The 10,897-nt window shown below is 62.4% G+C and carries 9 protein-coding genes; 8 read left to right on the top strand and 1 reads right to left on the bottom strand.

Going from position 1 to position 10,897, the window contains the following annotated elements; genetic code table 11:
- The first annotated feature begins 183 nt into the window (after positions 1-183).
- The 3 genes from TZ03_RS05030 to TZ03_RS05020 are packed head-to-tail and all read left to right on the top strand — an operon-like array spanning position 184 to position 3,746.
- Complete coding sequence (locus tag TZ03_RS05030) at positions 184-843, top strand: paraquat-inducible protein A (RefSeq protein ID WP_051096116.1); 660 nt, start codon at positions 184-186, stop codon at positions 841-843.
- Positions 830-1,453 (top strand): paraquat-inducible protein A, encoded by a 624-nt coding sequence (locus tag TZ03_RS05025; RefSeq protein ID WP_051096115.1) that lies wholly within the window; start codon positions 830-832, stop codon positions 1,451-1,453. Before TZ03_RS05030 ends, TZ03_RS05025 begins: the two co-directional genes overlap by 14 nt.
- On the top strand, positions 1,446-3,746 hold the full coding sequence (locus TZ03_RS05020; protein ID WP_051096112.1) for a PqiB family protein: 2,301 nt from the start codon (positions 1,446-1,448) through the stop codon (positions 3,744-3,746). Before TZ03_RS05025 ends, TZ03_RS05020 begins: the two co-directional genes overlap by 8 nt.
- Before the next feature lie 235 nt (positions 3,747-3,981).
- Here the strand turns inward: TZ03_RS05020 and rpsT are convergent, their stop codons facing one another.
- The gene (rpsT, locus tag TZ03_RS05015) at positions 3,982-4,260 is read right to left on the bottom strand and encodes a 30S ribosomal protein S20 (RefSeq protein ID WP_003247625.1); all 279 of its coding nucleotides are present in this window, start codon (positions 4,258-4,260) and stop codon (positions 3,982-3,984) included.
- Between the two features lie 250 nt (positions 4,261-4,510).
- Here rpsT and murJ point away from each other — a divergent pair, with 250 nt between their 5' ends.
- From murJ to fkpB, 5 genes are all read left to right on the top strand, one after another.
- Positions 4,511-6,049 (top strand): murein biosynthesis integral membrane protein MurJ, encoded by a 1,539-nt coding sequence (murJ, locus tag TZ03_RS05010; RefSeq protein ID WP_051096110.1) that lies wholly within the window; start codon positions 4,511-4,513, stop codon positions 6,047-6,049.
- A 118-nt stretch (positions 6,050-6,167) separates the two neighbouring features.
- Positions 6,168-7,118, top strand: a complete 951-nt coding sequence (gene ribF, locus TZ03_RS05005; protein ID WP_051096108.1) for a bifunctional riboflavin kinase/FAD synthetase — start codon at positions 6,168-6,170, stop codon at positions 7,116-7,118.
- Positions 7,115-9,946: an isoleucine--tRNA ligase gene (gene ileS / locus TZ03_RS05000; protein WP_051096106.1), complete on the top strand. Its 2,832-nt coding sequence runs from the start codon at positions 7,115-7,117 to the stop codon at positions 9,944-9,946. Before ribF ends, ileS begins: the two co-directional genes overlap by 4 nt.
- Positions 9,939-10,454 carry a signal peptidase II gene (gene lspA / locus TZ03_RS04995; RefSeq protein ID WP_051096104.1) on the top strand — a complete coding sequence of 172 codons (516 nt, stop codon included), beginning with the start codon at positions 9,939-9,941 and terminating at the stop codon, positions 10,452-10,454. The genes ileS and lspA overlap by 8 nt, the downstream gene beginning before the upstream one ends.
- Positions 10,447-10,884 (top strand): FKBP-type peptidyl-prolyl cis-trans isomerase, encoded by a 438-nt coding sequence (gene fkpB / locus TZ03_RS04990; RefSeq protein WP_003247607.1) that lies wholly within the window; start codon positions 10,447-10,449, stop codon positions 10,882-10,884. Before lspA ends, fkpB begins: the two co-directional genes overlap by 8 nt.
- Positions 10,885-10,897: the final 13 nt, after the last annotated feature.

Here is a 10,897-nt window from a genome sequence, read left to right as displayed (position 1 = left end):
CGTCAAGATTCATTTCGCAAAACCCCTATCTGCACATGCAGGTAGGGGTTTTGTCTTTGTGGCCCAGAAGCCAATCTCCGGTATTTCGCGGTCCCCTGTAGGAGCGCGTAGGCTGTTACGGTACCTCCCACAATTCGAGCCAGAACACTAGAATAGGCCCACGCACCTATTCAGAAGCGCTTTATGCCCAATCCTGTCGAACCTGAACCCCTGGCCCAGCTACCGCTGGACGAGCTTGTCGCCTGCCACGAATGCGACCTGCTGCTGCGCAAACCCGTGCTCCAGCATGATGAAAAAGCCCAGTGCCCGCGTTGCGGCTACGAGCTCTATGCTCACCGGCACAATGTGGTCAACCGCAGTCTGGCCCTCGTCCTGACCGCCCTATTGCTATTCGTGCCGGCCAATTTCCTGCCAATCATGCAGTTGCACCTGTTTGGCCAAACATCAGACGACACTGTCTGGAGTGGCGTGCTAGGCCTGTACAACTCGCAAATGCGCGGCGTGGCCGTGGTGGTGTTCCTGTGCAGCATGGCCATTCCCTTGGCCAAGCTGCTATGTCAGCTGACCGTGCTGTTGAGCATCCGTCTGAACGTCGGGCGTGCCTATGGCCTGCTGTTTTACCGTATCTATCACCACTTGCGTGACTGGGGCATGCTCGAGGTCTATTTCATGGGGGTGCTGGTGGCCATCGTCAAGCTGGTGGATCTGGCCGAACTGACCGTGGGCCTGGGGCTGTTCTGCTTCATCAGTCTGTTGTTGATCCAAGTGTGGCTGGAGGTGGTGATGTCACCGCATCAGATCTGGAGTGCGCTATCGGGGGAGGACCTGCATGCGGGCGATTGATGCAGGCATTCTTGTCTGCAATGAATGTCACGAGCTGAACAGGCAAGAGCCAGGCAGCACTTCGCAAACCTGCACACGCTGCGGCGCCATCGTGCATGCCCGCCGCCCGAACAGTATCGTGCGTACCTGGGCACTGCTGATTGCCGCGTCGATCCTGTACATCCCGGCCAACATATTGCCGATCATGACCGTGAGCACCCTCGGCCAAGGCAGCCCCGACACGATCATGTCCGGCGTCATTACCCTGCTAAAGCATGGCATGGTGCCTATCGCTGCCGTGGTGTTCATTGCCAGTATCCTGGTGCCCACCTTCAAGCTGGTGGGCATCGGCTTGTTGTTGTACTCCGTTCAGCGTCGGCAGCCACTTTCGGCGCGGCAACGGATATTGATGTACCGCTTCATCGAATTCATTGGGCGCTGGTCCATGCTCGATATCTTCGTCATCGCCATTCTGGTGGCGGTGGTGAATTTCGGCCGGATAGCCAGTGTCGAAGCCAATCTGGGCGCTGTCGCCTTCGCAACTGTGGTGATTCTGACAATGCTTGCCGCTTTAACTTTCGATCCCCGACTGATTTGGGATAACACGGAGTCGGATGACGACCATGAGTGACCTGCCAACGGCTAAAACCCGCCCAGCATCGAACTGGTCGGCTATCTGGATCCTGCCTTTGATCGCGTTGATGATCGGTGGCTGGCTCGCGTGGCAGGCTTACCGTGATGCCGGCGTGGAGATTGAAGTCCGCTTCGAGTCCGGCGAGGGTATCGTCGCCAACAAGACCGAGGTTATTTACAAGGGTATGCCGGTTGGCAAGGTCAAGAGCCTGGTGCTCGACGCCAAGGGCGAAGACCAGGGGGTAATCGCCACCATCGAGATGAACAAGGCCGCCGAGCCCCACCTGACCAAAGGCACGCGCTTCTGGCTGGTGAAGCCGAGTGTCAGCCTGGCGGGTATTTCCGGCCTTGAAACACTGGTTTCAGGTAACTACATCGCCGTCAGCCCGGGTGAGGGGGAGCGCACCAAGCACTTTACCGCTTTGAAAGTGGCGCCGCCGCTGTCGGACGCCGAGCCGGGTCTGCACCTGACCCTCAAGGCTGATCGCCTGGGTTCGCTCAACCGTGACAGCCCGGTGTTCTACAAGCAGATCCGGGTTGGTCGGGTGAAAAGCTATCGCCTGTCCGAGGACCAGAGCACTGTCGAGGTCAAAGTCTTCATCGAGCCGGCCTATGCCAGCCTGGTGCGCAAGCACACGCGTTTCTGGAACGCCAGCGGTGTCAGCATCGATGCTTCGCTCTCGGGGGTGAAGGTACGCAGCGAGTCGCTGTCCAGCATTGTTGCCGGGGGTATTGCATTTGCCACGCCGGAGTACCGCAAGGACAGCCCACCCACCGACCCGAGCCTGCCATTCCGCCTGTATGAAGATTTCGACGCCGCCCAGGCTGGTATCCGGGTCAAGGTGAAGCTGAGCGACTATGAGGGCCTGCAGGCAGGCCGCACGCCGGTCATGTACAAGGGCATCCAGGTAGGGTCCCTGAAAACCCTGAAAATGGAAGACAACCTGGCCAGTGCATCGGCCGAGCTGACGCTGGACCCCTTGGCCGAAGACTACCTGGTCGAGGGTACCCAGTTCTGGGTGGTCAAGCCGTCGATTTCCCTGGCAGGCATCACTGGCCTGGAAGCGTTGGTCAAAGGCAACTACATCGCCATTCGCCCCGGTGAGAAGGGGGCAAGGCCGGAGCGTGAGTTCGAGGCGCGTGCCAAGGCGCCGCCGCTCGACCTCAAGGCCCCGGGCCTGCACCTGGTGTTGTTCGCCGACACCCTCGGTTCGCTGGAAGTCGGCAGCCCGGTGATGTACCGCCAAGTGAAAGTGGGGAGCGTGCAGAGCTACCAGTTCGCCCGCAATAGCAACCGCATCCTGATCGGTGTGCATATCGAGAAGGAATACGAAAAGCTGGTCAATGGTTCGTCGCGCTTCTGGAACGTCAGCGGTATTACCCTGACGGGCGGCCTGTCGGGCATCAAGATCAAGAGTGAGTCACTGCAAACGCTGATGGCCGGTGGTATCGCGTTCGACACGCCACGGCCCGATGTGGCGCTCAAGCGGCACATTCCGCGCTTCCGTCTGCATGACAGCCAGGAGTCGGTCAACCGTGCCGGCACCTTGATCACCATTCGCGTGGACCGTGCCGATGGCCTGAAACCGGGTACGGCGATCCGCTTCCGCGGCCTGGATGTCGGCAGTATCGAGAGCGTCGACCTGACCGGCGACCTGCAGGCAGTGTTGCTGCGGGCTCGCATTACCGAAGCGGCGGATCGTATCGCTCGTGTCGGTACGCAGTTCTGGGTGGTCAAGCCAGCCTTCGGCCTGGTGCGTACTGAGAACCTCGATACGCTGGTCGGCGGGCAGTATCTGGAAGTGCAGCCGGCCGCCAAGGACCGTGGCCCGCAGCGTGACTTCATCGCCTTGGCCGATGCCCCGCAAGTGGCAGGGCCGGAGGTCGGCCTGCCATTGACGCTCAGCGCCCCCCGCCGGGGCTCGATCAAGCCGGGTGTGCCGGTGACCTATCGTGAGGTTGCGGTGGGCAAGGTGACCGGCTTCGAGTTGGGCCAGAGTGCTGATCGCGTGCTGATCCATATCCTGATCGAGCCGCGCTATGCCACCTTGGTGCGCAGTGGTAGCCGCTTCTGGAACAGCAGTGGCTTCGGTTTCGACTGGGGCCTGTTCAAGGGCGCCACGGTGCGTACGGAGTCGCTGGAGACCCTGGTCGATGGCGGTATCGCCTTTGCCACGCCGGATGGTGAGCAGATGGGCAACCCGGCGCGGCCGCAGCAGACCTTTGCCTTGTTCGACAAGGCGGAGGATGAGTGGCTGCAGTGGGCGCCGAAGATTCAGATAGCCAAGTGATGAATAAGCGGGGCCGCCAAGTGCGGCCCTGCTTTTTTTTGTGGGAGCGGCCGCATAGGCCTCAAGCCCTGTGCAGTACCTGTGGGAGCCGGCTTGCCGGCGATGAGGCCAGTCCAGGCAATACAAGACAGTTGCTTCCACAGATGTCCATTCCCATGTAGGGCCGCACCCGCAAACATAAATCGCAGGCAACAAAAAACCGACCCTAGGGTCGGTTTTTCGACTAGCGCGTCGCTTAGGCAGCTGCAGCTTCTTTCAGCGCCTTGATGTGGCCATTCAGACGGCCTTTGTGACGAGCAGCCTTGTTCTTGTGGATGATGCCCTTGTCGGCCATACGGTCGATTACAGGTACAGCCAGAACGTAAGCGGCTTGTGCTTTTTCAGCGTCTTTTGCGTCAATGGCTTTAACTACATTCTTGATGTAGGTGCGGACCATGGAACGCAGGCTGGCGTTGTGGCTGCGACGCTTCTCAGCCTGTTTTGCACGTTTCTTGGCGGAAGGTGTGTTGGCCACCGTCGAGCTCCTCGAAAGACTTTAGGTAAATAGCAAACAAAATAGGCCGCGAATCATGCCGATCAGTCGAGCGGATGTCAAGGCCACCTGCAAGGTTCCGCCGAGCGGTGCGCCAACAGGATGGAAAGATTCCTTTCTGCTGCGCGACCTGTAAACTCGGGAATTTTTGGCTCCCCTGCGAAGGCGCGGGAGTATCGCACATTCGGACGCTGTCTGGCAGCGTCCTCTGCCCTTGGCGTGAATCTTTTCGATGAACCTGCTCAAATCCCTGGCTGCGGTAAGCTCGATCACCATGATTTCGCGGGTGCTGGGCTTTGTCCGCGACACCATCCTGGCGCGTATTTTCGGCGCCGGCATCGCCACCGATGCCTTCTTCATCGCCTTCAAGCTGCCCAACCTGTTGCGGCGCATCTTCGCTGAAGGTGCGTTTTCCCAGGCCTTCGTGCCGATCCTTGCCGAATACAAGACCCAGCAAGGCGAGGAGGCCACCCGTACCTTCATTGCCTATGTCAGCGGCTTGCTGACCCTGGTGCTGGCGGTGGTTACCGCCATCGGCATACTCGCAGCGCCATGGGTGGTGTGGGTAACGGCCCCGGGCTTCGTCAACAGCGCCGAAAAATACGAGCTGACCACCGCCCTGTTGCGCGTGACCTTTCCTTATATATTGCTGATCTCGTTGTCGTCGCTGGCCGGGGCGATCCTCAATACCTGGAACCGTTTCTCGGTGCCGGCCTTCACCCCGACCCTGCTGAACGTGGCGATGATCGCCTTCGCCGTGCTGCTCACGCCGTACTTCGACCCACCGATCATGGCCCTGGCCTGGGGCGTGCTGGCCGGTGGCCTGGCGCAGTTGCTGTACCAGCTGCCAGCGCTGAAGAAAATCGGCATGCTCGTGCTGCCGCGCCTGAACCTGCGCGATGCGGGCGTGTGGCGGGTGCTCAAGCAGATGCTGCCGGCGATCCTCGGGGTGTCGGTGAGCCAGATCTCGCTGATCATCAACACCATCTTCGCCTCCTTCCTGGTGGCCGGCTCGGTGTCGTGGATGTACTACGCCGACCGCCTCATGGAGCTGCCCTCGGGTGTGCTGGGCGTGGCCTTGGGCACCATCTTGCTGCCGACCCTGGCCAAGACCTACGCCAACAAGGACCGTGAGGAGTACTCGCGGATCCTCGACTGGGGCCTGCGCCTGTGCTTCCTGCTGGTACTGCCCTGCACCCTGGCCCTGGCCATCCTCGCCGAGCCGCTGACCGTGGCGCTGTTCCAGTACGGCAAGTTCAGTGCCGTCGATGCGGCCATGACCCAGCGGGCGTTGATCGCCTATTCGGTCGGTTTGCTGGCGATCATTCTGGTCAAGGTACTGGCACCCGGCTTCTATGCGCAGCAGAATATCCGTACGCCAGTGAAGATCGCGATCTTCACCCTGGTCTGCACCCAGCTGTTCAACCTGGCCCTGGTTGGCCCGCTCGCGCATGCCGGCCTGGCTCTGGCGATCAGCCTGGGAGCCTGCCTGAATGCCGGCCTGCTGTTCTGGAAGCTGCGCAGCCAGCAGTTGTTCCAGCCGCAGCCGGGCTGGGCGATGTTCCTGCTCAAGCTGGTGCTTGGGGTAGGGCTGATGTCGGCGGTACTACTGGCCGGCATGCACTACCTGCCGGCCTGGGAACAGGGCAACATGCTCGAGCGCCTGGTGCGCCTGGGGGCGCTGATCCTGGCGGGTGTCGTGACCTATTTCGGTTGCCTGTACCTGTGCGGCTTCCGGCCCCGGCATTTCGCCCGCAAGGCCTTGCACTGAGGCATCGGGCGGGTCAGGCGTCGGTTTTTCGTATTCCACGCCGCCCTTGGGCGCTGCTGCCTGTCACCGGCGCCCGGGTGTGGTTATAATCGGCCACTTTATGAGCAAGAAGCGCGTTATGCAGCTGGTTCGAGGTCTTCACAACCTGCGCCCCGAGCACCGGGGCTGTGTCGCCACCATTGGCAACTTCGACGGGGTTCACCGCGGCCACCAGGCGATCCTGGCGCGCCTGCGCGAGCGCGGCCAGGCCTTGGGCCTGCCGACCTGCGTGGTGATCTTCGAACCACAACCACGCGAGTACTTCGCCCCCGATACCGCGCCGGCCCGCCTGGCGCGCCTGCGGGACAAGATCGAGCTGCTGGCTGCCGAAGGCATCGACCAGGTGCTGTGCCTGGCGTTCAACCAGCGCCTGAGCACGCTCAGCGCCGATGCGTTCGTCAAGGCCATCCTGATCGATGGCCTGGGTGTGCGCCACCTTGAAGTGGGCGATGACTTCCGCTTTGGCTGTGACCGCTCCGGCGACTTCGCCTTTCTGGTCGACGCCGGCAAGCAGTATGGCTTCACCGTCGAGGCCGCCAACACGGTGATTCAGGACGGCCTGCGGGTCAGCAGCACCGAAGTGCGCAAGGCCCTGTGCGAAGGCGACTTCGAGCTGGCCGAGCACCTGCTGGGCCGCCCGTATCGCATCACCGGCCGCGTGCTGCATGGCCAGAAGCTGGCCCGTCAGCTCGGCACACCTACCGCCAACATCCAGCTCAAGCGCCGCCGCGTGCCGCTGTCCGGGGTCTACCTGGCCAGCATCGAGATCGACGGCAAGGCCTGGCCGGGTGTCGGCAATATCGGCGTGCGCCCCACCGTTGCCGGTGACGGGCGCCCGCACCTGGAGATTCATCTTCTGGACTATGCCGGCGACCTTTACGGCCGGCGCCTGACGGTGGAGTTCCACCACAAGCTGCGCGAAGAGCAGCGATTCGCCTCCCTGGAGGCGCTGAAGTCGGCGATCGATGCGGATATCGCCGCCGCACGTGCACATTGGCACGCTCAACCGCTAACGAAGAGCCTGAAATGACCGACTACAAAGCCACGCTTAACCTTCCGGACACCGCCTTCCCCATGAAGGCCGGCCTGCCTCAGCGCGAACCGCAGATCCTGCAGCGCTGGGACAGCATTGGCCTGTACCAGAAGCTGCGCGAAATTGGCAAGGACCGTCCCAAGTTCGTCCTGCACGACGGCCCGCCCTATGCCAACGGCAAGATTCACATCGGTCATGCGCTGAACAAGATCCTCAAGGACATGATCGTCCGTTCCAAGACCCTGGCCGGCTTCGATGCGCCGTACGTGCCGGGCTGGGACTGCCATGGCCTGCCGATCGAGCACAAGGTCGAGGTCACCCACGGCAAGCACCTGTCCGCCGACCGCACCCGCGAACTGTGCCGCGAGTACGCCGCCGAGCAGATCGAAGGGCAGAAGACCGAGTTCATCCGCCTGGGCGTGCTGGGTGACTGGGGCAACCCGTACAAGACCATGGACTTCGCCAACGAGGCCGGTGAAATCCGCGCCCTGGCCGAGATGGTCAAGCAAGGCTTCGTGTTCAAGGGTCTCAAGCCGGTGAACTGGTGCTTCGATTGCGGTTCGGCGTTGGCCGAGGCCGAAGTCGAGTACGCCGACAAGAAATCGCAGACCATCGACGTGGCCTTCCCAGTGGCCGACGAGGCCAAGCTGGCCGCCGCCTTTGGCCTGGCTTCGCTGGCCAAGCCAGCTGCCATCGTGATCTGGACCACCACCCCGTGGACCATCCCGGCCAACCAGGCGCTGAACATCCACCCGGAGTTCAAGTACGCCCTGGTCGACACCGGCGAGCGCTTGCTGGTGCTGGCCGAAGAGCTGGTCGAGTCGTGCCTCAAGCGCTACAACCTGGAAGGCGCGGTGGTCGCCACTGCCCAGGGTTCGGCGCTGGAGCTGATCAACTTCCGCCACCCGTTCTACGACCGCCTGTCGCCGGTCTACCTGGCCGACTACGTCGAGTTGGGCGCCGGTACCGGCGTGGTTCACTCCTCGCCAGCCTACGGTGAAGACGACTTCATCACTTGCAAGCGCTACGGCATGGTCAACGACGACATCCTCACCCCGGTGCAGAGCAACGGTGTGTACGTCGAGTCGCTGCCGTTCTTCGGCGGCCAGTTCATCTGGAAGGCCAACCCGGCCATCGTCGACAAGCTGAGCGACGTCGGTGCGCTGATGCATACCGAAACCATCAGCCACAGCTACATGCACTGCTGGCGCCACAAGACCCCGCTGATCTACCGCGCCACCGCGCAGTGGTTCGTCGGCATGGACAAGCAGCCAAGCACTGGCGAGCCGCTGCGTGAGCGCGCCCTCAAGGCCATCGAAGAGACCAAGTTCGTCCCGGCCTGGGGCCAGGCGCGCCTGCACGCGATGATCGCCAACCGCCCGGACTGGTGCATCTCGCGTCAGCGCAACTGGGGCGTGCCGATCCCGTTCTTCCTGCACAAGCAGACCGGCGAGCTGCACCCGCGCACCGTCGAGCTGATGGAAGAAGTGGCCAAGCGCGTCGAACAGCAAGGCATCGAGGCCTGGTTCAAGCTGGACGCCGCCGAACTGCTGGGCGCTGAGGCCGACCAGTACGACAAGATCGCCGACACCCTCGACGTCTGGTTCGACTCGGGCACCACCCACTGGCACGTACTGCGTGGCTCGCACGACATCGGCCACGCCACCGGCCCGCGCGCCGACCTGTACCTGGAAGGTTCCGACCAGCACCGCGGCTGGTTCCACTCTTCCTTGCTGACCGGTTGTGCCATCGACGGCCACGCGCCGTACCGCGAGCTGCTGACCCACGGCTTCACCGTGGACGAGAACGGCCGCAAGATGTCCAAGTCGCTGGGTAACACCATCGAGCCGGAAAAGGTCAACAACACCCTGGGTGCCGACATCCTGCGCCTGTGGGTTGCCGCCACCGACTATTCCGGTGAAATGGCCGTTTCCGAGCAGATTCTGCAGCGTAGCGCCGACGCCTACCGGCGTATCCGCAACACCGCGCGCTTCCTGCTTTCCAACCTGTCCGGCTTCGACCCGGCCCGCGACCTGCTGGCCCCGGAGGACATGCTGGCACTGGACCGCTGGGCGGTGGACCGTACCCTGCTGCTGCAACGCGAGCTGGAAGAGCACTACAGCGAGTACCGTTTCTGGAACGTCTACTCCAAGGTACACAACTTCTGCGTGCAGGAGCTGGGTGGCTTCTACCTCGACATCATCAAGGACCGCCAGTACACCACCGGCGCCAACAGTGTCGCCCGCCGCTCCTGCCAGACTGCGCTGTACCACATCAGCGAGGCGCTGGTGCGCTGGATCGCGCCGATCCTGGCGTTCACCGCCGACGAAATCTGGCAGTACCTGCCGGGCGAGCGCAACGAGTCGGTGATGCTCAATGGCTGGTACCAAGGCCTGAGCGAGCTGCCGGAAGGCACCGAGCTGGACCGCGCCTACTGGGACCGCGTGATGGCGGTGAAGGCATCGGTCAACAAGGAGCTGGAAAACCAGCGTACCGCCAAGGTCATCGGCGGCAACCTGCAGGCCGAAGTCACCCTGTATGCCGACGAAGCCCTGAGCACCGACCTGGGCAAGCTGGGCGACGAACTGCGCTTCGTGCTGATCACCTCGGCGGCCAGCGTGGTGCCGTTCGTGCAGGCGCCGGCCGAAGCCGTGGCCACCGAAGTCGAAGGCCTCAAGCTGAAAGTGGTCAAGTCCGGCCACGCCAAATGCGGCCGTTGCTGGCACTTCCGTGTAGACGTCGGCAGCCACCCGGAGCACCCGGAAATCTGCAGCCGTTGCGTCGACAACCTGAGCGGTTCAGGTGAGGTGCGCCACTATGCCTAACCCTGCGGCGGGGCGCTTCGGGCGCCTTGCATGGCTTTGGCTGAGCTTGCTGGTCCTGGTCCTCGACCAGGCCACCAAGCTGTACTTCAACAACGCACTGACCATGTACCAGCAGATTGTGGTCATTCCTGACTATTTCAGCTGGACCCTGGCCTACAACACCGGTGCCGCATTCAGCTTCCTCGCTGATGGCGCAGGCTGGCAGCGCTGGCTGTTCGCCCTGATCGCCGTGGTGGTCAGTGCCGTGCTGGTGGTATGGCTCAAGCGCCTGGGGCGCAACGAGACCTGGCTGGCCGTGGCGCTGGCGCTGGTGCTGGGTGGCGCGATCGGCAACCTGTACGACCGCGTCGTGCTGGGCCATGTGGTCGACTTCATCCTGGTGCACTGGCAGAACCGCCATTACTTCCCGGCCTTCAACCTGGCCGACAGCGCCATCACCGTTGGTGCGGTGATGCTGGCGCTGGACATGTTCAAGAGCAAGAAGTCCGAGGATCCGGTCCATGACTGACACCCGTATCGGCCAGAACACCGAAGTCACCCTGCACTTCGCGCTGCACCTGGAAAACGGCGACACCGTCGACAGCACGTTCGACAAGGCCCCGGCCACCTTCAAGGTTGGCGATGGCAACCTGCTGCCAGGTTTTGAAAACGCGCTGTTCGGTTTCAAGGCCGGCGACAAGCGTACCGTGGTCGTGGCCCCGGAGAACGCCTTCGGCCAGCCCAACCCGCAAAACGTACAAGTCATGCCGCGGTCTAACTTCGAGGGCATGGAGCTGTCCGAAGGGCTGCTGATCATCTTCAACGACGCCGCCAACACCGAGCTGCCAGGTGTGGTCAAGGCGTTCGATGACGACCAGGTGACCATCGACTTCAATCACCCACTGGCTGGCAAGACCCTGACCTTCGAGGTGGAGATCCTCGAGGTGAAGGCCCTGTAAGCCTGGAGCCGAG

Origin of the sequence: Pseudomonas sp. 10-1B (genome assembly GCF_000935045.1) — a bacterium.
Classification (GTDB): Bacteria; Pseudomonadota; Gammaproteobacteria; order Pseudomonadales; family Pseudomonadaceae; genus Aquipseudomonas.
This window is presented reverse-complemented; position numbering and strand designations above follow the sequence as displayed.

What these genes read in the sequence shown, in the direction of transcription:
- murJ (WP_051096110.1), top strand. Translation starts at nt 4,511, where the DNA reads ATGAACCTGCTCAAATCCCTGGCTGCGGTAAGCTCGATCACCATGATT.
- TZ03_RS05025 (WP_051096115.1), top strand. Translation starts at nt 830, where the DNA reads ATGCGGGCGATTGATGCAGGCATTCTTGTCTGCAATGAATGTCACGAG.
- TZ03_RS05020 (WP_051096112.1), top strand. Translation starts at nt 1,446, where the DNA reads ATGAGTGACCTGCCAACGGCTAAAACCCGCCCAGCATCGAACTGGTCG.
- ileS (WP_051096106.1), top strand. Translation starts at nt 7,115, where the DNA reads ATGACCGACTACAAAGCCACGCTTAACCTTCCGGACACCGCCTTCCCC.
- ribF (WP_051096108.1), top strand. Translation starts at nt 6,168, where the DNA reads ATGCAGCTGGTTCGAGGTCTTCACAACCTGCGCCCCGAGCACCGGGGC.
- TZ03_RS05030 (WP_051096116.1), top strand. Translation starts at nt 184, where the DNA reads ATGCCCAATCCTGTCGAACCTGAACCCCTGGCCCAGCTACCGCTGGAC.
- lspA (WP_051096104.1), top strand. Translation starts at nt 9,939, where the DNA reads ATGCCTAACCCTGCGGCGGGGCGCTTCGGGCGCCTTGCATGGCTTTGG.
- fkpB (WP_003247607.1), top strand. Translation starts at nt 10,447, where the DNA reads ATGACTGACACCCGTATCGGCCAGAACACCGAAGTCACCCTGCACTTC.